Below are 20,425 nucleotides of genomic sequence, written 5' to 3'. Positions count from 1 at the left end.
CGGTTGGTGCGATTTAGCGCTTGCGCACGAGCTGGTACGGACGGATCAGATAGAACACCGAAGCGATGCCGCTCCAGATATGCACCATGCGCGTGAAGGGCGAAACGAGGAAGATCGTGAAGCCGAGCGCGATATGGGTTTGATAGACGAGCGGCACGCCGTCGAGCAGCCCGGCGATATTGGGCCGGAACGTCACGACGCCTTTCACGTAATCGGTGAGCTGCTCGAACATCAGGCCGTCCATGTGGTGCGACGAGAGCACCACGGTTGCGAGGCCAAGCGCGAGCTGCACCCACAGCATGAACACGATGAGGATGTCCGACGCCTTGCTGTTCACGCGAATGCGCGTGTCGCCGAGCCGCCGCACGATCAGGATCGTGAGCCCGACGATGGCGAAGCTGCCGGCCACGCCGCCCGCGACCATGGCGAGCAACTGGTGCACGGTGGCCGAGATGAACGGCGCGACGAGCCAGTGCGGCGCGAGAAAGCCGACGAAGTGACCCATCACCACGACCAGAATGCCCCAGTGGAACAGGTTGCTGCCAAGGCGCAGCGCGCCGCGCCGCAGCAGTTGCGAGGAGTCGCTCTTCCACGTGTACTGCTCGCGGTCGAAGCGCACGAGCGAGCCGAACAGCAGCACCGCAAGGCAGATATACGGATAGATGCCGAACAGAAACTGATGGAAGTATTGGCCCATGACGGCTCCTTGCTTGCGGTGTTCGAACGGCGTACTTAGCTAGCGTGTTGCGGTGTTCAGCGCGGCGCGCGGCGCGGGTGGAACGCCACGGGCGCGACGGCCGGGCGCTCGGCGCCCATGAATTGCACGGGCTCGTCGGCCCAGGCCGCGTCGAGCGCCCGCAGATGCTCCTTGTCGTGCGGCTTGCCCGCGTCGTCGTCGTGCGCGGCCTCGGGCAGGTCGGCGCCGCCCGCGCCCGCAAGCGGCAGCAGCGCGCCGATCACATACGCGTAATGGCTGTTGCGCCGGCTCAGTTCGTCGGTGATCGACTGCAGGATCGCGACGGTTTCGCCCAGCAGCGCGCGCGCGTCGTTCGCCTCCAGAATCGAGAGGTATTCGAGAAACACGGGCAGGTAGTCGGGCAACTGGCCGGGCTGCAACAGCATGCCGTGCTTCTCGTAGGTCTGGACGAGGTCGATCATCGCCTGGCCGCGATCGCGCGACTCGCCGTGCACGTGCTCGAACAGATGCAGCGACGTTGCGCGGCCGCGGTCGAACAACGCGACGTAGTTCTCCTGCAGTGCGAGCAGATCGCGCGAACCGAGATAGTCGAGGAAGCGTTCGAGCTTCTCACGTGCATCGGCGCCGAACGCGCGCTCGCTGCGCACCATCGCGCGCAGTTCATGCACGGCCTCGATGAGCTGCGCATCGGGATACTCGAGCAGCGACGCAACGAGCCGGTACGTCATGGGCTGGGGACGAGCCGCGAACATGGTCAGATCTCCTGAATCGGAATCTTGCGATGCCCACTCTTCGGCGCGAACAGGCTCGCCTCCGATTTGCCGTCCGAGCAGCCGTTGCCGAACGTGAAGCCGCACGACGAACGCAAGTCGAAGGCGTCTTCCGCATACTCGCGGTGCGTGGTGGGAATCACGAAGCGGTCTTCGTAGTTCGCGATCGCGAGATAGCGGTACATCTCCTCGACCTGGGCGAGCGAGAGCCCTGCTTGCGCGAGCACCTGCGGGGCGTCCACGCGGTCGACCTGGCGCGCGCGCATGAACGCGCGCATGGCGAGCAGACGCTCCAGCGCGACCTGCACCGGCTTTTCGTCGCCGGCGGTAAGCAGGTTCGCGAGGTAGCGCAGCGGAATGCGCAGCGAATGCACGTCGGGCAGCCAGCCGTTCATGCTGAGCTCGCCGCTATTGGCGGCGGCGTTGATGGGCGAGAGCGGCGGCACGTACCAGACCATCGGCAGCGTGCGGTACTCGGGGTGCAGCGGGAAGGCGATACGCCAGTCGATCGCCATCTTGTACACGGGCGAGCGCTGCGCGCCGTCGATCCACGCCTGCGGAACGCCGTCGCGTGCGGCCTGCTCGATTACGGCGGGATCGAAAGGGTCGAGGAAGACGTCGAGCTGCGCCTGGTAGAGATCCTTTTCGTCGGCGACACTGGCGGCTTCCTGAATGCGGTCCGCATCGTAGAGCAGCACGCCCAGATAGCGGATGCGGCCCACGCAGGTTTCCGAGCACACGGTGGGTTGGCCCACCTCGATGCGCGGATAGCAGAAAATGCACTTTTCGGCCTTCCCGCTCTTCCAGTTGAAGTAGATCTTCTTGTACGGGCAGCCAGAAACGCACATGCGCCAGCCGCGGCACTTGTCCTGATCGATCAGCACGATGCCGTCTTCCTCGCGCTTGTAGATCGATCCGGAAGGGCACGCCGCCACGCACGCCGGGTTCAGGCAGTGCTCGCACAGGCGCGGCAGATACATCATGAAGGTGTTCTCGAACTCGCCGTAGATCTCCTTCTGCACGTTCTCGAAGTTATAGTCTTTCGAACGTTTCTCGAACTCGCCGCCGAGAATTTCTTCCCAGTTCGGGCCCCACTCGATCTTCTCCATGCGCTCGCCGCTCACGAGCGAGCGCGGCCGCGCAACCGGCGTGGCCTTCGTGTTGCCCGCTTCCTGCAGATGCGCGTAGTCGAACGTGAAGGGCTCGTAGTAGTCGTCGATTTCCGGCAGATGCGGATTCGCGAAGATTTGCGCGAGCAGGCGCCACTTGCCGCCCAGACGCGGCTCGATCTGGCCGTCGGCCTTGCGCACCCAGCCGCCGCGCCAGCGCTCCTGGTTCTCCCATTCCTTCGGGTAGCCGATGCCGGGCTTCGTCTCGACATTGTTGAACCACGCGTATTCCATCCCCTCGCGGCTCGTCCAGACGTTCTTGCAGGTGACCGAACACGTATGGCAGCCAATGCACTTGTCGAGGTTCAGCACCATCGCGATCTGCGCACGCACTTTCATGAGCTCTCTCCTTCGCGGACGGCCGGTTTCACGGCCGCATCGACAGCGGCAGGCAAGGGACCAACGGGCGTTTCCTCTGCGTCGAGCCAGTCGACGTTCTTCATCTTGCGCACGATGAGGAATTCATCGCGATTCGAACCGACCGTGCCGTAATAGTTGAAGCCGTAAGCGAGCTGCGCATAGCCGCCGATCATATGTGTGGGCTTGAGTGAAATGCGCGTCACCGAGTTGTGAATGCCGCCGCGCGTGCCCGTGATTTCGGACCCCGGCGTATTCACGATCTTTTCCTGCGCGTGGTACATCATCACCATGCCGCGCGGAATACGCTGGCTCACCACGGCGCGCGCGCAAAGCGCGCCGTTCGCGTTGAAGCACTCGATCCAGTCGTTGTCGACCACGCCGATCTGCGCCGCGTCCTTCTCCGAAATCCACACGATCGGCCCGCCGCGCGAGAGCGTGAGCATCAGCAGGTTGTCGGTGTAGGTGCTGTGAATGCCCCATTTCTGGTGCGGCGTGATGAAGTTCAGCGCGAGTTCGGGGTTGCCGTTCGAGCGCGAGCCGGTCATCTTCTCGTAGCTGCCCGTGTCAATCGGCGGCTTGTACACGCACAGCGCCTCGCCGAACGCGCGCATCCACGCGTGGTCCTGGTAGAGCTGCTGGCGGCCGCTCAGCGTGCGCCACGGTATCAGCTCGTGCACGTTCGTATACCCCGCGTTGTACGACACGTGCTCCGACTCGATGCCGCTCCATGTCGGCGACGAAATGATCTTGCGCGGCTGCGCCTGGATATCGCGGAAGCGGATCTTTTCGTCGGCGCGGGCGTCTGCGAGATGCGCGTGCTCGATGCCCGTGAACTTCGACAGCGCTTCCCATGCCTTCCTGGCGACCGCGCCGTTCGTTTCGGGCGCGAGCGAGAGGATCGTTTCCGCGGCGTCGAGCGCGGTCTCGATGCGCGGGCGGCCCTTCGCGTCGCCGGCGTCTTCGGACTGGTCGCGGTAGTTCAGCGCGCCGAGCTCGTGGACCTCGTCCTCCGTATTCCAGCTAATGCCCTTGCCGCCGTTGCCGAGCTTGTCCATGAGCGGCCCGAGCGAGGTGAAGCGGTGATAGGTCTCGGGGTAATTGCGCTCGAGCGTGACCACGCCCGGCATGGTCTTGCCCGGAACCGGCTCGCATTCGCCGCGCTTCCAGTCGTCCACGCCGAAGGGCTGGGCCAGTTCGCCCGCGGCGTCGTGCGCGATGGGCGCGAGCACCACGTCGCGCTCCACGCCGAGATGGCCGACACTCAGCTCGGAAAAGCGCTTCGCAATGGCCTTGAAGATTTCCCAGTCGCTGCGCGCCTGCCACGCGGGGTCCACCGCAGCGGAAAGCGGGTGAATGAACGGGTGCATGTCGGACGTGTTCATGTCGTCCTTTTCGTACCATGTGGCCGTGGGCAGCACGATGTCCGAGTACATGCAGGTGGTGGACATGCGGAAGTCCAGCGTGCAGAGCAGGTCGAGCTTGCCTTGGGGCGCTTCCTCGTGCCAGACGACTTCTTCGGGACGCGGCACGCCGTCCTTCACCACTTCCTCGCCTTGCACACCGTTCGTTGTGCCAAGCAGATGCTTGAGGAAGTACTCGTGCCCCTTGCCCGACGAGCCGAGCAGGTTCGAGCGCCACACGAACAGGTTGCGCGGGAACACGGTGGGACTGTCGGGGTCCTCGCAGGCGAGCTTGAGGCTGCCGTCTTTCAGGCGGCGCGCGACTTCGGCGCCGGCCTTCGCGGGGTCTTCGAGCGAGCGGCCAAGCTCGAGCGGATTGCTCGTGAGTTGCGGCGCCGAAGGCAGCCAGCCCATGCGTTCGGCGCGCACGTTGTAGTCGATCGGCGCGCCGTGGTAGTCGGCCTTGTTCGCGAGTGGCGAAAGCAGGTCCGTGGGGTTCATCGGATCGTAGCGCCACTGGTCGGTGTGCGCGTAGAAGAACGAGGTGGCGTTCATCTGGCGCGGCGGCCGGTTCCAGTCGAGCGCGAACGCGAGCGCGGTCCAGCCCGTTTGCGGGCGCAGCTTTTCCTGGCCAACGTAATGCGACCAGCCGCCACCGGACTTGCCGACGCAGCCGCACATCACGAGCAAGTTGATGATGGCGCGATACGCCATGTCCATGTGGAACCAGTGATTGATGCCCGCGCCGATGATCACCATCGAGCGGCCTTCGGTCTTGTCGGCGTTTTCGGCGAACTGGCGCGCGACGTTGATGACGTCCGCGCGCTTCACGCCCGTAATCGCTTCCTGCCATGCGGGCGTGTAGGGCACGTCGTCGTCGTAGCTGTGCGCGAGGTCCTTGCCGCCCAGACCCTGGTCGAGCCCGTAGTTCGCCACGAACAGATCGTAGACGGTGGCCACGAGCCGCTCGCCGGCGGGCGTCGCCACGCGCCGCACGCCAATGCGCCGGCTCAGCACCGGCCCGTGCGAGGTGTGCGGGAAATGCGGATGCGCGACGTTGCCGAAGTAGGGGAACAGCACGTCCACCACATCGTCGTGCTTTTCCACGAGCGAGAGCGCGGGTTTGAGCGGCGCGCCATTGACGCTTTCCTCGCGCAGGTTCCACTTGCCGCGATCGGCGCCTTCCTGCTGGCCCCAGCGAAAGCCCACCGAGCCGAGCGGCACCGCGAACTCGTGGGTCGCGCTGTCGATCACCACGGTTTTCCACTCGGGGTTGTTGTCCTGCGCGAGCGCGCCGTCGAAGTCGGAGGCGCGCAGATAGCGGTCGGGCACGTACTGGCCGTCGCGCTCGACGAGCGTGACGAGGCAGGACATGTCGGTGAACCGGCTGCAGTAGTCGGCGAAATAGGCGCTCTTGCCGGCGAGGTGATACTCCTTGAGGATCACGTGGCCCATGGCAAGCGCGAGGGCCGCGTCGGTGCCCTGCTTGGGATGCAGCCAGATATCGCCGAACTTCGCGCCTTCGGCATAGTCGGGGAAGATCGACACGATCTTCGCGCCGCGATAGCGCGCTTCCACCATGAAGTGCGCGTCGGGCGTGCGCGTTTGCGGGACGTTCGACCCCCACATCACGATGAACGACGAGTTGTACCAGTCGGCGGACTCGGGCACGTCGGTCTGCTCGCCCCAGGTTTGCGGCGACGCGGGCGGCAGGTCGCAATACCAGTCGTAGAACGATAGGCACACGCCGCCGATGAGCGAGAGATAGCGCGAGCCGGCCGCGTACGACACCATCGACATCGCGGGAATGGGCGAGAAGCCGATCACGCGGTCGGGGCCGTGGCGCTTGATGGTGTGCACGTTCGCTGCGGCCGCTATTTCGAGCACTTCACTCCAGTCTGCCCGCACGAAGCCGCCAAGACCGCGCCGCGTTTGATAACTTTTGCGCGCGGCCTCGTCGTCGACAATGGCGGCCCACGCGGCAACGGGGTCGAGCGTACGGCGCTTTTCGCGCCACAGTTTCACGAGCGCGCTGCGCACGAGCGGATACTTGAGGCGATTGGCGCTGTAGAGGTACCACGAATACGATGCGCCGCGCGAGCAGCCGCGCGGTTCGTGGTTGGGCATGTCAGGGCGCGTGCGCGGGTAGTCGGTTTGCTGCGTTTCCCACGCGACAATGCCGCCCTTCACATAGATCTTCCACGAGCAGGAGCCCGTGCAATTCACGCCGTGTGTGGAGCGCACGATCTTGTCGTGCTGCCAGCGTGTGCGGTACGCCTCCTCCCATTTTCGGTCTTCGTCTGTGACGGCGCCGTGACCGTCTGCGAATTGTGTTCGTGCCGCCGTGAAGTAACGCAGACGATCCAGAAAATGGCTCATGGCATCTCCAGCTTGTGTGTGCGTCGGGGACATCCGTATTTAAAAGTAGGAACAAGAAGATGTAAAGGGGATGAATGTAATTGCTTTCGATGTATTTGAGCGGATATAACTACTTTTTGCACTATTTGTCGGGCTGATGGCAAAACGTCGGTTATGCAAAATGCACGTTATCACGCGGAAATGTTTGAAAACGACCCGTGTTTTAAAGTTTTCAGTCGATGAAGGAAATCCCCATGAATTCATGGGTGAATCGTGCGGTAGAGCGGAGTGTGGCTTTCTCTCGATTGCATCTTCGAGCTGGAAATGAGGCGTAAATCAGGTGCAAAAGGACACGCGATTTTTTTGTAATTGATTGAGATTCGCGTCGATCTAATACTTTGCGACGCGAAGAATGGCGCGATCGTTGCGTGCGCATGAATCTAGAATGATTTTTCCCGGTCGTTTCACGCCCCCGACTTATTATCCGACGCACCCGGCGCGGCTGCTTTCCGCGCGTCAAGGCGAGTGATTGCGCAATGCCTGAGTGGTGTGCGGATCGGCGGGAAAGAACGCTTCGATGGCCAGTTCGGAGAGCGTGATGTCGACCGGTGTGCCGAACACAGTGGTCGTGCTGTAGAACGCCAGTTCGCCAAGCACCGTGCGCACGCGCAGCGGCACGGCAATGTGATGCGTGATCGGCTCGGCGCTCGCGCTCGCTACGCCCGGCGGCGTGGGATACGCTGCGAGTTCCTCGTGCAGCGCGGCGAGGGCGGGGTCGGCGCTTGCGTCGATCTGACGTTGCAGGCGCGTGAGCAGATGCGCGCGCCACGCATGCCAGTTGACGATGCGCGGCGCCATGCCCTCGGGATGCAGCGAGAGCCGCAGCGCATTGATGGGCGCGGCGAGCAGCGCAGGCGAAGCGTCGCCAATGAGCGGCGCGAGCGCACCGTTCGTCGCGACGATATTCCAGTGGCGGTCCACGGCCACGGCGGGATAGGGCTCGTGACCGCGCAGCACGAGATCGACCGCCTCGCGCGCGGCGGCGAGCTGCGGGTCGTCGAGCGCGCGCTCGCGATAGAGCGGCGCATAGCCCGCCGCCACGAGCAGTGCGTTGCGCTCGCGCAGCGGCACATCGAGTTGCTCGGCCAGATGCATGACCATCTCGCGGCTCGGCAGCGCGCGGCCCGATTCGACGAAGCTCAGATGGCGCGTCGAAATCTCGGCTTCGGTTGCGAGCAGCAACTGGCTCATGCGTCGGCGCATGCGCCAGTCGCGCAGCATCTCGCCGACGCTGGGGCGCCCGGCGCCGGACGGCGCGGCGGGGAGGAGGGAAGCGAGCGTGTTCATGCTGGCGATTCTAGCGAAACGCGTGAGCAAGGCGATTACGTCTGAGGTAAAGAAGCGGCCGGCAACGGATATATGAAAACCTCGGGTTTACGCCCCTGCTGCATTCGTGGACGACGTTTACCGTGTGCCGCGCTATCGCCTAGAATAAAAATTCTCAGGACTGTGGCGTCGCGCAGAGGAGACTGCCATGAGGGAAACCGTTGCTGCTTATCTGCTCGGACCAGGCGTCATGTTGCTGGTGTGTGCGGCCATGTGGGCCGTGTCGCGCCGCAGCAGAGGCACGCTCGAAGCGCGCCTGACTCGCTGGCTCGACGCGCATCGGCCGCACGGCATGCATCACAAGCATTGAGCGTGCCAGCACCGCGTCGGTTTGCGCAATCGCTCGGGGGCATCGCGAACGAATCGCGGCACGGTGCGTCAGGCAAATTCCATAGCATTCCGAATCAACTCCCGAGTTAGTTCGTTTCGCTCCAGCGCATGGCACGCCATTCCGCGTGCCGCCTCGTCTGCCACTGCCGCCTCACGTCGAGGGAACTGAGCGTGCGCCCCGCGGTCATTCCGATATTGCATACCGGAGCCCTCCATGACCCGTCCCGCCGATTCCTTCATCATCTTCATCGCCCGCATCGCGCTCGCCATTCTGTTTCTCTGGGGCGGTGCCATGAAGCTGCTGGGATACGCGGGGTTCGTCGGCTACCTGCACTCGAAGGGCGTGCCGTACGCCTCGTACGGTGCGATCGTCGCAACCGCCGTCGAATTGCTCGGCGGCATTGCGATCGTGCTGGGCGTGCGCACGCGCGCGGTTGCGTTCCTGCTGGCCGTGTACGCTATCGTCACGGCGATACTCGGCCATGACTTCTGGAACATGACCCAGGCCGCGGCGCAACAGGAGGCGGTCATTCATTTCTGGAAGAACGTGGCGATTGCGGGCGGTTTCCTGCTGCTGACCGTGACGGGCGCGGGACGTGCTTCCATTGATGGCCTGCGCGCGCCGCGCGGCGGCGGCCTGCGAGGCTGACGCCTTCGCGTGGCGAGGCGCGAGTGTCGAATTGCAACCACCGGGCAACCGGGTGTAGAGGGAGCAGGCCTTGATACAGAACTTCGACTTCAACGTGGCAGGCAAGACCGGGCAGTTCTGCGCGAGTCTTGCGGAAGACGGCACGCGGCGCGTGTTCATCAGCGAGGCGGATACCGCGAAGACGCTGGTGATCCTCGACGCCTCCGGGCTCATCGGCACGCTCAAGGCCGAGCTCGAGGAGCCCGACCAGCTGATCGCTCACGCCATCCGCAAGGCACAGAACGATGGCTTGATCGCCCGCGCAATCGACTCCGGCGCGATCCAGGAAGCGTCGCTGTAGTGCCGCACGCCGGCTCGCGGTTGTCTCAGCGAGATTCCGATTCGTTCACCCGCGCCGGCGCGGCGTGGCGCACGCCCGCATGCGCCGGCTCTGTCCTCACGAACCAGGCCAGCCCGGCCGCCGTGAGCAGGAGCGCCGTCGAGACCGCGGTTTCCGCGCGCAGGCCGGCCACCACCTGCGCCGCGCCCGCCCCGCCCGCTAGCGCGCCGAACGCCGCCACCCCCACCGCACCGCCCGCCTGACGCGCCGTATTGAGCAGCGCCGAGGCCGTCCCTGCACGCGCCGGCTCCACCGAGGAGAGCACGGCCGTCGTCATCGCCGGTACCGCCAGGCCCATGCCGGAGGGAATCAGCAGGAAGGCGAGCAGCACGAAGGCGAGCGGCGTCGAGGCGTCCACGCCGATCAAGAGCGCGTAGCCGGCCCCCGCGATCAGCGCGCCGATGATCATCGGCCGGCGCGTGCCGTAATGCGCCACCACATGGCCGCTCACGAGGTTCGAGAGCAGGAAGCCGCCGGTGAGCGGGATGAACGCGAGGCCCGCCTGCAACGGCGTCTCGCCTCGCGCATGCTGAAGATAGAGCGCGAGCACGAATACCGTGCCGTAATAGGTGAGATTCACGCAGATACCGAACAGCACCGCCGCGCTGAACGTGCGGTTGCGCAGCATGCCGAGCGGCACCATGGGGTCGTGTGCGCGCGCTTCGAGCGAGACGAACGCAAAACCTGCGACGAGGGCGAGCGCGAAGCCGCCCGCCACCGCCCAGTGCGTGAAGCCGAGCGGCCGCCATTCGATCACGGCGCCCGTAAAGGCCGTGAGTGCCACGATGGCGAGCAGCTGGCCGCGCACGTCGAGGCTGCGCACGGCGGGCGCGCCGGCGGCGCTGGCATCGTGCGCAGGGCGGCGCGGCGCGGGAATCCACGCGAGCGCGGCCCACAGGCCTGCCGCGCACAGCGGCAGGTTCACGAGGAAAATGCTGCGCCAGCCGAACGCCGCGATCAGCAGGCCGCCCGCCACCGGGCCGGCGGCGATCGAGATCGCGCCGGCGGCGGTCCAGAAACCCACTGCGCGCGCCCTGAGCGCCCGGTCGTGGCGGCATGCTTCGTTGAGCAGCGCGAGCGAATTGGGCAGCATGGCCGCCGCGCCCGCGCCCTGCAGCGCGCGGGCGGCGATCAGCATGACCGGATTGGCCGCGAGCCCGCAGGCCAGCGAGGCGAGCGCGAACACCACGAGCCCGATGGCGTAGAGGCGGCGCGCCCCGTAGCGGTCGCCGAGCACGCCGCCCGAGAGCATCAGCACGGCGAAGGCGAGCGTATAGGCGTCGACGATCCATTGCAGGCCCGCAACCTTCGCATGGAGATCGGTTGCAATGCGCGCGAGCGCGATATTGACGATGGTGACGTCGAGCTGCGTGACGACGAACCCGACGCTGACGGTCGCGACGATACGCGTGAGCGCGGGCGTGAAATGGACGGGGGTGGGGTGTGAGGTATTCATGCGCCCATGGTAGGGCGCTCGCCGGCTTCGACGTTTCAGCGCGAGGTGAAACATCGAAGCCGGCGGCAAAAAGGTGCCGGATCAGTGGCGGCCGTCCCGTGCGCATTCAGTGCGCACCGCGGCGCACTTAGTCCTCCCGCTGCGGGTCCTTGAAGAACAGCGTCGTGATCGCACCGAGCACGCAGATCGCGGCTACATAGTAGGTGGGCGCGAGCGGCGCCGACTTCATCAGCAGCGCGACGACGATCGGCGTGAGGCCGCCGAACACGGCGTACGCCACGTTGTACGAGAACGAGATGCCCGAGAAGCGCACCACGGGCGGGAACGCATTCACCATCACGTAGGGCACCGCGCCGATCGTGCCGACCAGCAGCCCGCAAAGCGCATAGAGCGGCATGAGCATCGAGCTGTCCACGGCGATCTGGCGGAACAGCGTGTAGTAGGCAATGGCGAGGGCAATGCCGCCGATGGCGAGCACGCGGCGCGCGCCGAAGCGGTCCGCCAGCGCGCCCGCGCTCACGCAGCCCACGGTGAGGAAGAGCGTCGCGACGCAGTTCGCGAGCAGCGACGTGGTGGCGTCGAGATGGAACTGCTTCTGCAGGAGCGGCGGCGTCATGAGAATCACGACGACGATGGCGGCCGAAAGCATCCACGTGAGCAGCATCGAGACGATCACGGCGCGGCCGTGATCGCGCAGCACGGCCTTGAGCGGGATTTCGTCGGCGAGCGACTTGCGCGCCTTCATCTCCGCGAACACGGGCGTTTCGTGCAGCCACTGGCGCAGATACACCGAGAACATGCCGAACAGTCCGCCAATCAGGAACGGGATGCGCCAGGCATAGGCGGCAATGTCGCCCGGGGCGTAGTGATGATTGACCGCCGCGGCGATCAGCGAGCCGAGCAGGATGCCGAACGTGAGGCCCGCCGTGAGCGTGCCGCATGCATAGCCGGTATGGCGGCGCGGCACGTGCTCGGAGACGAACACCCACGCGCCCGGTACCTCGCCGCCTACGGCCGCGCCTTGCAGCACGCGCAGCGCGAGCAGCAGCACGGGCGCGAGCACGCCGATCGTCGCGTAAGTGGGCAGGCAGCCCATGGCGAGCGTGGGCAGCGCCATCAGCAGCACGGAGAGCGTGAACATGCGCTTGCGGCCGAGCAGGTCGCCGAAGTGCGCCATGACGATGCCGCCGAGCGGCCGCGCGAGGTAGCCCGCCGCGAAGATGCCGAAAGTCTGCAGCTGGCGCAGCCAGTCGGGAATCGTTGCGGGGAAGAACAACTGGCCGATAGCCGGCGCGAAGAACACGAAGATGATGAAGTCGTAGAACTCGAGAGCGCCGCCGAGCGCGGCGAGCCCGAGCGTCTTGTAGTCGCTGCGGGCGAGCGCGCGCGCAGCGGCAGGCGTGCGCACGCCAATTTCTGTTGCTTGCATTTCCGAAAAACCAGGGTGTTGTTATGTACGACGTTGTAAGTAGCGCGTGCGGAACGCGTGTGGACGTCCGTGATGGCCGAATTTGCCTGGTGCGCGCGTGGCGCGGGGCGGCGGTCGTCGGATAGGCGGGCGCAAGGGTGGGGCACGGCAACAGCGCGTCCGCGAGGGTGGGCGGACGTGCGACGACTTCAGGCCAGAGCGCGATTCTACAGGAAGCCTGCGAGCTGCCCGCTGCGCGGCCCGTCGGGACGCTGCCGCGCTGCTGTGGGAAAACGGTGAAGCGCTCTCGAATTCGGACTCGTCCGATGGGCAGATTTTGCACATATCCACAAAATTGCCCGGTTTCATCATCGATCCATCAGAGGCCCCCACCATGCGCATCGCGATTCTCCAGCGCGACGCTGACCATCGCCAGCAGCTCGAGCGCGTGCTGACGCAATGCGGTCACGCCTGCGTTGCGTCCGGCGACGCACTCTTGCTTGCCAGGACGCTGGCCGCCTCGACCGTCGATATGCTCCTGCTCGACTGGCAGGGCTCGCAAATCGCCGGCGCGGAGCTGCTGAAAACCTTGCGGGCCGTGAACGGTAGCCAGATACCGGTGCTGTTCGTCTCGGAGGACGCTTCCGACGAGAACGTGGTGCGAGCGTTTTCTATTGGCGCCGACGACTACGTGTGCCTGCCGGTCTGTCCTTCGGTGCTGCGCGCGCGCGTGCACGCGCTCCTGCGCCGCGCGTTTCCCGACCGCTTCGAGAACCTGACGATCGACGCCGGCGCCTATCACTTCGACTTGCGGCATCAGGCGGTCAGCGTCCACGGCAAGCCTGTGCTGCTCTCGACCACGCAATACCGGCTGGCGGCGCTGTTCTTCTCGAATATCGGGCGCGTGCTCTCGCGCGATCACATCTACGCGATGGTGTGGGGGCGCGAGTTGCAGACCTTGACCCGCACGATCGACAGCCACGTGTCGCGGCTGCGTCTGCTGCTGGAGATCGACACGCCGAACGGCTTTCGGCTGCAGCCGGTCTACAAGAGCGGCTACCGGCTGCTGTGCCTGCAGGACGAAAATGAGGCGCTCGCCGCCGAAGACGCGGAACTCGAGTCGGCTTGAGGCGAAGCGCTGCGATTCATTCTGTAGTTCGATAAAAAAAGACGGCGGCACGCATGGCGTGCCGCCGTCTTGTCTGGTGCGTCGCGCGCCGCGCGCGGCAACCTCAGCGCGCGAGGCCGAGTCCTTGCAGCACGGCGTTGCCTTCCGTCGTGAGGCGGATGCGCGGGTCACCGGCGTCGTCCTGCACCTGCTCGACGAGGCCGGCTTCCTTGAGCATCGGAATCTCCGGTTTGGCGTGCGCGTCGATCGGCGCATGCAGCAGCAACAGGAGGGTCGCAAGCTCGTGGTGGCTCAGCAACCGGCGCAACAAGGTGCGGCGAGCGGGCTTCGCGCCGGGCGTGGCCTCGCTGTCGACCTGACTGGTCGCCTGGATTTGCGGGTCTTGCTGTTTCACGGAACCTCCTGCAGCGTTCGTTTCTTCTAGATGAAGCGATGATGCGGACGAAGACTTAAGCGATTCTTAAAACGCCCGCCGAAAATGTGTCAGCGCGCTACACGGCGCGCATCGATGTAAAAGGCTGTAATAGAAAGGGCGCGAAGGGCGCCGCGAAACGCCGCGCGACGGCGGCCCGGCAAAAACGGCCTGTCAAATGTTCAAGGCGCGCAGGTTTTACTCGCACCCTCGATCCACAGGTTCGAGGCGTGGCGTTTGCCGGCGTAATAGCGGTAGGTCGTCGCGCCGTTGTCGGTGCGAACCTTGATGACGTTCGAGTCGCCGAATTCGAGCATCTGGCCTTGCGGCAGCGGCGAGGTGGTGAAGCTGGCGCCGTGACGCGAGGCTTCGACGGTCAGGCACGAGATGACGTCCTGGACCGACCGGTTGGTTGTGGAATCGATGACCGGCTGACCGGCGTCCGGGTTGCTCTGAAACCACGCGCACGCGCCGAGCGTGAGCGAAAGGGCAAGGGGCACGGCAAGCTTCTTCATATTTCCCGGTATCCAACGAAATAGTCGATCATTATATCGGGAGCATGTGCCGTGCCACGGCGCCGGCGCAAAATGCCGCAAAACTGTCACGCGCCGGGCATCGGTGTTGCGGCAGTGCGACGTGCGTGCGAAGCCCTACATACTGGCGCGCAAGAACCTACGGAGCGAGATAGACTATTTAAGGGGTGCCGTCTGGAAATCTGACGTGACGTCAGGAGAATACGCATGAACCGCCCATCGGTACGCTTTCCTGTTCGCGCCGCTGGCGCTGGCTCACTCTTCAGGTGGGTCAAGTGGGGATTCGTCGTCGCGTTTCTGGCTGCCCTCGTCATCATCGCGCGCATCGTTCAGATCGAAATCGACACGTCGCGCCTGCAGGCGCGCTATCTCTCCGAACTCACGCGCGACATCGGTTTTACGGTCGAGAACGGGCCGAGCCACAACATCCGCTTTCCCACCGCGAACGGGCCGTACGACGTGCGGCTCGGTTATGCGCAACTGCCCACCTTCGAGAACCGGCTTGCGGAACGCGGTTTCGCGATTGCCGCGCAGGCGCGCGATTCAGATCGCATGATCGCCGTCGCCGACGAGGGGCTTTTCCTGCCGTTCGAAGAAAAGGATCAGGCCGGCATCGTACTGCGCGACGCTTCCGGTGCGACGCTCTTCCATACGCGTTATCCGCAGCGCGCGTACGAGAATTTCGACGCGGTGCCGGCTGTGGTGCGCGACTCGCTGCTTTTCATCGAAGACAAATACCTGCTGGCCCAGGACCAGCCGAACCGCAATCCCGCCATCGACTGGGGACGCTTTAGCCGCGCGCTCGTCGATCAGGGTGCGCGCCTCGTGAACCAGCATCAGCAAACGCCGGGCGGCAGCACGCTCGCCACGCAGATCGAGAAGTTCCGGCACTCGACAGGCGGCCGCACCTCCACGCCGCCGGAGAAGCTGCGCCAGATCGCGTCCGCGTCGCTGCGCGCGTATCTGGACGGCCCGCAGACCATGCCTGCGCGCCAGCAGATTCTCGTGCACTACCTGAATTCCGTGCCGCTCTCCGCCAAGCCGGGTGTGGGCGAAGTCAACGGTCTCGGCGACGGCCTCGCCGCCTGGTATGGGCGCGACTTCCGCGAAGTCAATCGCGTCCTGCGCGCGCCGCTGACGCCCGAGACGCTCGACGCGCAGGCGCTGGCGTTCCGCCAGGTGCTCTCGCTGCTGATCGCCCAGCGCGCGCCTTCGTACTTCCTGCAAAAGAACAACGAGGCGCTCGCGAAGCTGACCGACAGCTATATCCGCCTGCTCGGCGCCGGCGGCGTGATTACGCCGGCGCTGCGCGACGCCGCGCTCGCCACGCAGCTCACGCTCGACCGCTCGAAGCCGTCGCAGCGCGTGCCGGTTTCCTTCGTGGAGCGCAAGGCGGTGCTGACGCTGCGCACCCAGCTCATGCAGGCGCTGGGGCTGAAGACGCTTTACGACCTCGACCGCCTCGATCTGACCGCCACGGCCACGCTGGTCGACAGCGTGCAGCAGGCCGTGAGCGACCGCCTCGCCGACGCCGCGACCAAGGACGGCGCGCGCCAGGCGGGTCTGGTCGGCTTCGAGATGCTGCGTCCCGCCGACGATCCTTCGAAGATCGCGTATAGCTTCACGCTGTTCGAGCGCAGCAGCGGCGAGAACCTCGTGCGCGTGCAAACGGACAGCGTGAACCAGCCGTTCGACATCAATTCGGGCGCGCGCCTCAATCTGGGGTCGACGGCCAAGCTGCGCACGCTCGTGACATATCTGCAGATCGTGAGCGCGCTGCACGCGCGCTACGCGGCCGACGACGCGAAGTCGCTGCGCGCGATGCTGCCGCAAGTCGATCCGAGCGACGCACTCACACGCTGGGCGATCGACTATCTTTCGAAGACGTCCGACCGCTCGCTGCATTCCATGCTGGAAGCGGCCGTCGAGCGCAAGTACTCGGCCAGCCCGGGCGAGACGTTCTACACCGGCGGCGGCGCGCAGAGCTTCAATAATTTCGAGTCGAGCGACAACGCGCAGATTCTGACCGTGCACCGCGCGTTCCAGCATTCGGTGAATCTGGTGTTCGTGCGGCTCATGCGCGATATCGTCCACTACGAGATGATCCAGACGTCGGGGCCGCCCGCGCAATGGCTCGACGATCCTGTCGTGCGCACGCGTTTTCTCACGCAGTTTGCCGATGGTGAGAGCCAGGTCTATATGAAGCGCTTCTACACGCGCTACGCGGGCAAGAGCAACGACGAAGCGCTGGCGATCCTGCTGCAGCACACGCGCAAGGGCCCGGCGCGCATTGCGACCGTGCTGCGCAGCGTGAAACCCGACGGCAAGCTGCCGTGGTTCGATGCACAGATGCGCGCGCAACTCAAGAACACGAAGTTCCAGTGGCTCGACGACGAAGACCTCGCGCACTACTACGACAAGTACGCCATCGACAAATTCAACCTCAATGACCGCGGCTATATTGCGGGCATTCATCCGCTCGAACTGTGGCTGCTGAATTACATGCGCGTGCACCCGGATGCGACGCTCGCGCAGGTCCAGCAGGAGAGCCGCGACACGCGCCTCTACACCTACAGCTGGCTCTTCAAGACGAAGTATCACGCGACCCAGAACCGGCGCATTCGCCACATGATCGAGCTGCGGGCGTATGACGCGATCGGCAAGTCATGGCGCGCGGTCGGTTATCCGTTCGACAGCATCACGCCTTCTTATGGCGCGGCGATCGGTGCGTCGGGCGACCGGCCCGCGGCGCTCGCGCAACTCATCGGCCTGATTTCGAGCAATGGCGAAAAGCTGCCGACGCATAGCTTCGAGTCGCTCGACTTCGCGCGCGGCACGCCGTACGAGACGCACTTCGTGCATGCGTCCGCGCAGCCGCAGGCGTTGATCTCGCCGGAAATTTCGCAGGTGGTGCGCGAGCTGCTGACGTCGGTGGTGGAGGGCGGCACGGCCAAGCGCCTCGCGGACGGCATGACGCTCCCCGACGGCAAGACGCTGCCCGTGTACGGCAAGACCGGTACCGGCGACCAGCGCTTCAACGTGTACGCGCCGGGCGCGCGGCTCATCGAATCGCGCAAGGTGAACCGCAGCGCGACCTTCGTGTTCGTGATCGGCAACCGCTTCTACGGCACGCTCACGGCATGGGTGCATGAGCCGTACGCGGCGCGCTATACGTTCACGAGCGCGTTGTCGGTGCAACTGCTGAAGTCGCTCGCGCCGGTGCTGCAGCCGCTGCTCGAATCCAGGTCTGCGACGGACCGCGATGAGAAAACCGATCCTGTCCACGCCGCGCAGCAGATGACGCTCATCGACCCGCAGTCGGGCGAAATGCGCCGTGTGGTGTGGAACGGCAAGGGGCTCGAATTCGACGACGCGCACTGATTATTCGGAATCCAAAGCAAAACGCGAGACTGGTGCAGATGCACCAGGTCTCGCGTTCTTCTTTATGCGGTTTATATCCGCTTCAGCTTCAGTATCCGCTCGGCGGCGGAGGCGGCGACCCCGGCGGGGGCGGCGGCAAATAACGCGGTTGCGGCGCTGTCTGGAACTGCTGCTGAGGCGCCTGGAACTGCTGAGGCTGCGACATTGTCATGTTACCGGGCGCCGGGATGCGGTTGCCGGTGGCGTACATGCATTGCAGATAAGCGTAGTCGTAACGGCGCTGCACGTCCCATGCGGAACCCTGTGCGTTGCCCATGCCGACCGCGCTGCCCGCGAGCAGGCCCGCGCCCGCGCCGATGGCCGCGCCCTGGCCGCCGCCAAATGCGGCGCCCGCGGCAGCGCCGAGCGCCGTACCGACCACGGCGCTGCCCACGCCGGCGCCGGTTGCCGCCTGGTTCGATGTGACGCCGCCTACCTGCTGGAAAGCGAACTGGCGGCAGTTCGCGTCGTCGGCACGGAACTGATCGAAAGTCTTGCCCGTGCCAGGCAGGGCCATCACGCTCGGCCCCGTGGGCGTCACGGCGCATGCGCTCAGCAGCCCCGCTGTGGCGAGTAGCGCGAGATACGTGTATTTCATGTGCGGCTCGATATTTTCAAGGTGTTCAGTTCGACGGCGCCGGCTGGGCGGGGACCGCGCGCCAGCCCGACGAACATTGCTTTACATACGGATAGTAGGTTTTCGACTCGTCGCAGTAATACCAGGTGTCGGGGTTTGCCTGCTGGTCGCCTGCTGCATTGCCAGGCGCGGCATAGTCGGGGCCCTGCTGCGGGTCCATCGCCGGGACGCCGGCTTGCCCCTGCTCGATGTAGTCGGGCGCCTGGGGCGGCGGCGCGACGATGACGGCCGGCGGCGGCGCGTAGTAGTAAGGCGCGGGCGCGACCGGGTAGTAATACGGCACGCCTGCGCCGAAATACACGCCCACACGCGCCGCCTGTGCTACGCCGCACACGCCGATCAGCGCGGCCGCAGCGGCCCCGAGAAACAGTTTCGACCTTCTCACACACGATCTCCAGAAACGGGCAGGCCGAAGCAACGGCGCGCGCCAGCCAATTATCGAACGCTATGACATTGCCGGAACCAATGCAATTACGCGAGTTGCACCGATTTTTCGAGTTGTTACAGAAGGTGCCGGGCTGGCAGGGCGCAAAGGGCCCCCGGAGTGCGTTCGGCGCGCAACGGCTCGCTTCGCGCTCCATTTTTCCCAGAAATGCGTGCAATGAGGTGCGAGCGTGCCTCGACCGGTTGTAATAATTGGATATCGATGCGCTTGCCGCCTGTGCTCGATACGACGTGGACGGCTCTCCTCGCCATCACAAATCAAGACGCCGTATCGATTTTCCGGGCACACGCCCTTCGTCAGAGTGACGTAGACCGTGCGCGCCTCACCGCCAGGGCGCGCCACGGCGTCCTTTCATAATTAATAAGGATTGCGACATGAATAAAATGCTTGCTTGTCTTGTCGCGATGCTGCTGGCCTCGTCGGTGGACTGCGCTTGCCGCCGGTCCGAACGTCGAACTGTACGGCTCGTTCCATCTGGCCCGTGCCGGGATTGCGCTGCCGGTGGCCGGCTTGCAGGAAGTCATCAATCCGCCCGAGACGCTGGCGGCCGTCCCGCTCGCGCCGCCGTATCGGCTCGGGCTCTTCAACCAGCGCGCCACATTGATTTCCGTGGTCGATCTGAAGCAGTTGCTGCCTGAATGGCGGCCGAAGATAGCGCGCGCGTTGCCGAGGAAGCGGCCGTCTGATCCCCGGCGAGCGCGCGCCGGCTAGCGCGCGGCGCGTTCGCGCTCGAGCCGGCGCACGGCTTCGCCCACGTCCTGGCTGAACTGCGCGAGCGCGGCGAGTTCGAGGTTGGGCGGCTGCAGCGCCGACCAGAGCGCATCGACGAGGCGCTCGGCCGTGGCGTCGATGTCCGTGCGGCGGTTGGCGAGCGTCGCGTCCCACAGCACATGCTCCATGGGCCCGAAGACCAGCGAGCGCAGCAGCCGCAGCGGCAGGTCGTTGCGGATCTGTCCGCTCTCCTGGCCGCGCGCGAGCACGCGCATGAGCGGCGCCGTGTAGCGGCGCTGCATTTCCACGAGCGCTTCGCTCAGATCGTGGTGCCGCGTGCGGCCTTCCGAGAGCACCAGTTCGCAGATGCCGGTGCCGCTCTCCAGCATCAACTGCAGATGCATGCGCACGATGAATGCGAACTGCTGGCGCACGGTGCCGTCGCGCGGCAGGCCGCCTTCGATCGCGGCGATCGATTCGTCATACCAGTCGCCGATCACGCGCGCGCACAACTCCCGTTTGCCCCGAAAGTAGCTGAACACCGTCGCCTCGGACACACCGAGCCGCTGGGCGATCTCGGCCGTGGTGGCGCGTGCGTACCCTTTTTCCGAGAACACTTCGCGCCCCGCCTGCAGGATCTCGCGCACGCGCTGCTGCGACTTGCGGCCCGCCGGCTGGCGGCGCGACGCGGGCAGGACGGCTTTCGGGGCAACGGCTTCCATATTGAGCTTGATTCAATTTACGTCAGGATGGAATGAATTATCCGCGAAAAAAAC

The 20,425-nt window shown here is 65.2% G+C and carries 18 protein-coding genes; 6 read left to right on the top strand and 12 right to left on the bottom strand.

Annotated elements, in window-relative coordinates; genetic code table 11:
* Positions 1 to 13: 13 nt before the first annotated feature.
* From narI to AB4Y40_RS16045, 5 genes are all read right to left on the bottom strand, one after another.
* Entirely contained in the window at positions 14 to 697 is a 684-nt protein-coding gene (gene narI / locus AB4Y40_RS16065; protein WP_368688550.1) for a respiratory nitrate reductase subunit gamma, read from the bottom strand.
* Between the two features lie 56 nt (positions 698 to 753).
* Entirely contained in the window at positions 754 to 1,449 is a 696-nt protein-coding gene (gene narJ, locus AB4Y40_RS16060) for a nitrate reductase molybdenum cofactor assembly chaperone (protein WP_368688549.1), read from the bottom strand.
* Between the two features lie 2 nt (positions 1,450 to 1,451).
* Positions 1,452 to 2,975 carry a nitrate reductase subunit beta gene (gene narH, locus AB4Y40_RS16055; protein WP_028202631.1) on the bottom strand — a complete coding sequence of 508 codons (1,524 nt, stop codon included), beginning with the start codon at positions 2,973 to 2,975 and terminating at the stop codon, positions 1,452 to 1,454.
* Complete coding sequence (locus AB4Y40_RS16050) at positions 2,972 to 6,775, bottom strand: nitrate reductase subunit alpha (RefSeq protein ID WP_368688548.1); 3,804 nt, start codon at positions 6,773 to 6,775, stop codon at positions 2,972 to 2,974. The genes narH and AB4Y40_RS16050 overlap by 4 nt, the downstream gene beginning before the upstream one ends.
* 495 nt (positions 6,776 to 7,270) lie before the next feature.
* Positions 7,271 to 8,101: a helix-turn-helix domain-containing protein gene (locus AB4Y40_RS16045; RefSeq protein ID WP_368688547.1), complete on the bottom strand. Its 831-nt coding sequence runs from the start codon at positions 8,099 to 8,101 to the stop codon at positions 7,271 to 7,273.
* Between the two features lie 187 nt (positions 8,102 to 8,288).
* Here AB4Y40_RS16045 and AB4Y40_RS16040 point away from each other — a divergent pair, with 187 nt between their 5' ends.
* From AB4Y40_RS16040 to AB4Y40_RS16030, 3 genes are all read left to right on the top strand, one after another.
* Positions 8,289 to 8,450, top strand: a complete 162-nt coding sequence (locus tag AB4Y40_RS16040) for a hypothetical protein (RefSeq protein WP_165979491.1) — start codon at positions 8,289 to 8,291, stop codon at positions 8,448 to 8,450.
* A gap of 234 nt (positions 8,451 to 8,684) precedes the next feature.
* The gene (locus tag AB4Y40_RS16035) at positions 8,685 to 9,119 is read left to right on the top strand and encodes a DoxX family protein (RefSeq protein ID WP_368688546.1); all 435 of its coding nucleotides are present in this window, start codon (positions 8,685 to 8,687) and stop codon (positions 9,117 to 9,119) included.
* A gap of 70 nt (positions 9,120 to 9,189) precedes the next feature.
* Positions 9,190 to 9,459, top strand: coding sequence for a hypothetical protein (locus tag AB4Y40_RS16030; RefSeq protein ID WP_324160986.1), 270 nt, complete (start codon positions 9,190 to 9,192; stop codon positions 9,457 to 9,459).
* 25 nt (positions 9,460 to 9,484) lie between these two features.
* Here the strand turns inward: AB4Y40_RS16030 and AB4Y40_RS16025 are convergent, their stop codons facing one another.
* Entirely contained in the window at positions 9,485 to 10,954 is a 1,470-nt protein-coding gene (locus AB4Y40_RS16025) for an MFS transporter (RefSeq protein WP_368688545.1), read from the bottom strand.
* 127 nt (positions 10,955 to 11,081) lie between these two features.
* Positions 11,082 to 12,383, bottom strand: coding sequence for an MFS transporter (locus AB4Y40_RS16020; RefSeq protein WP_368688544.1), 1,302 nt, complete (start codon positions 12,381 to 12,383; stop codon positions 11,082 to 11,084).
* Between the two features lie 373 nt (positions 12,384 to 12,756).
* Between AB4Y40_RS16020 and AB4Y40_RS16015 the strand changes: the two genes are divergently transcribed.
* On the top strand, positions 12,757 to 13,491 hold the full coding sequence (locus tag AB4Y40_RS16015) for a response regulator transcription factor (protein WP_368688543.1): 735 nt from the start codon (positions 12,757 to 12,759) through the stop codon (positions 13,489 to 13,491).
* A 103-nt stretch (positions 13,492 to 13,594) separates the two neighbouring features.
* Here the strand turns inward: AB4Y40_RS16015 and AB4Y40_RS16010 are convergent, their stop codons facing one another.
* On the bottom strand, positions 13,595 to 13,864 hold the full coding sequence (locus AB4Y40_RS16010; protein WP_368688721.1) for a hypothetical protein: 270 nt from the start codon (positions 13,862 to 13,864) through the stop codon (positions 13,595 to 13,597).
* A 221-nt stretch (positions 13,865 to 14,085) separates the two neighbouring features.
* Positions 14,086 to 14,418: a hypothetical protein gene (locus AB4Y40_RS16005; protein ID WP_028202622.1), complete on the bottom strand. Its 333-nt coding sequence runs from the start codon at positions 14,416 to 14,418 to the stop codon at positions 14,086 to 14,088.
* Between the two features lie 225 nt (positions 14,419 to 14,643).
* On the opposite strand from AB4Y40_RS16005, the gene AB4Y40_RS16000 reads away from it, so the two are divergent.
* Positions 14,644 to 17,817 (top strand): transglycosylase domain-containing protein, encoded by a 3,174-nt coding sequence (locus AB4Y40_RS16000; protein WP_368688542.1) that lies wholly within the window; start codon positions 14,644 to 14,646, stop codon positions 17,815 to 17,817.
* Between the two features lie 88 nt (positions 17,818 to 17,905).
* Here the strand turns inward: AB4Y40_RS16000 and AB4Y40_RS15995 are convergent, their stop codons facing one another.
* Entirely contained in the window at positions 17,906 to 18,454 is a 549-nt protein-coding gene (locus AB4Y40_RS15995) for a hypothetical protein (protein ID WP_368688541.1), read from the bottom strand.
* A gap of 25 nt (positions 18,455 to 18,479) precedes the next feature.
* Positions 18,480 to 18,878: a hypothetical protein gene (locus AB4Y40_RS15990; RefSeq protein ID WP_368688540.1), complete on the bottom strand. Its 399-nt coding sequence runs from the start codon at positions 18,876 to 18,878 to the stop codon at positions 18,480 to 18,482.
* Positions 18,879 to 19,325: 447 nt separating this feature from the next.
* On the opposite strand from AB4Y40_RS15990, the gene AB4Y40_RS15985 reads away from it, so the two are divergent.
* Complete coding sequence (locus AB4Y40_RS15985) at positions 19,326 to 19,649, top strand: chemotaxis protein CheW (protein ID WP_368688539.1); 324 nt, start codon at positions 19,326 to 19,328, stop codon at positions 19,647 to 19,649.
* Here the strand turns inward: AB4Y40_RS15985 and AB4Y40_RS15980 are convergent.
* The gene (locus AB4Y40_RS15980) at positions 19,646 to 20,371 is read right to left on the bottom strand and encodes a TetR/AcrR family transcriptional regulator (protein ID WP_368688538.1); all 726 of its coding nucleotides are present in this window, start codon (positions 20,369 to 20,371) and stop codon (positions 19,646 to 19,648) included. The genes AB4Y40_RS15985 and AB4Y40_RS15980 overlap by 4 nt on opposite strands.
* Positions 20,372 to 20,425: the final 54 nt, after the last annotated feature.

The organism is Paraburkholderia sp. EG287B, from assembly GCF_040965595.1.
GTDB lineage: Bacteria > Pseudomonadota > Gammaproteobacteria > Burkholderiales > Burkholderiaceae > Paraburkholderia.
The sequence above is the reverse complement of the archived record's forward strand: the minus strand, read 5'-3'. Positions and strand labels throughout refer to the sequence as shown.

Bases quoted from the DNA above. Each gene is read 5' to 3' on its own strand.
- narI (WP_368688550.1), bottom strand. From the start codon at position 697: ATGGGCCAATACTTCCATCAGTTTCTGTTCGGCATCTATCCGTATATC.
- narJ (WP_368688549.1), bottom strand. From the start codon at position 1,449: ATGTTCGCGGCTCGTCCCCAGCCCATGACGTACCGGCTCGTTGCGTCG.
- narH (WP_028202631.1), bottom strand. From the start codon at position 2,975: ATGAAAGTGCGTGCGCAGATCGCGATGGTGCTGAACCTCGACAAGTGC.
- AB4Y40_RS16050 (WP_368688548.1), bottom strand. From the start codon at position 6,775: ATGAGCCATTTTCTGGATCGTCTGCGTTACTTCACGGCGGCACGAACA.
- AB4Y40_RS16045 (WP_368688547.1), bottom strand. From the start codon at position 8,101: ATGAACACGCTCGCTTCCCTCCTCCCCGCCGCGCCGTCCGGCGCCGGG.
- AB4Y40_RS16040 (WP_165979491.1), top strand. From the start codon at position 8,289: ATGAGGGAAACCGTTGCTGCTTATCTGCTCGGACCAGGCGTCATGTTG.
- AB4Y40_RS16035 (WP_368688546.1), top strand. From the start codon at position 8,685: ATGACCCGTCCCGCCGATTCCTTCATCATCTTCATCGCCCGCATCGCG.
- AB4Y40_RS16025 (WP_368688545.1), bottom strand. From the start codon at position 10,954: ATGAATACCTCACACCCCACCCCCGTCCATTTCACGCCCGCGCTCACG.
- AB4Y40_RS16020 (WP_368688544.1), bottom strand. From the start codon at position 12,383: ATGCAAGCAACAGAAATTGGCGTGCGCACGCCTGCCGCTGCGCGCGCG.
- AB4Y40_RS16015 (WP_368688543.1), top strand. From the start codon at position 12,757: ATGCGCATCGCGATTCTCCAGCGCGACGCTGACCATCGCCAGCAGCTC.
- AB4Y40_RS16005 (WP_028202622.1), bottom strand. From the start codon at position 14,418: ATGAAGAAGCTTGCCGTGCCCCTTGCCCTTTCGCTCACGCTCGGCGCG.
- AB4Y40_RS16000 (WP_368688542.1), top strand. From the start codon at position 14,644: ATGAACCGCCCATCGGTACGCTTTCCTGTTCGCGCCGCTGGCGCTGGC.
- AB4Y40_RS15995 (WP_368688541.1), bottom strand. From the start codon at position 18,454: ATGAAATACACGTATCTCGCGCTACTCGCCACAGCGGGGCTGCTGAGC.
- AB4Y40_RS15980 (WP_368688538.1), bottom strand. From the start codon at position 20,371: ATGGAAGCCGTTGCCCCGAAAGCCGTCCTGCCCGCGTCGCGCCGCCAG.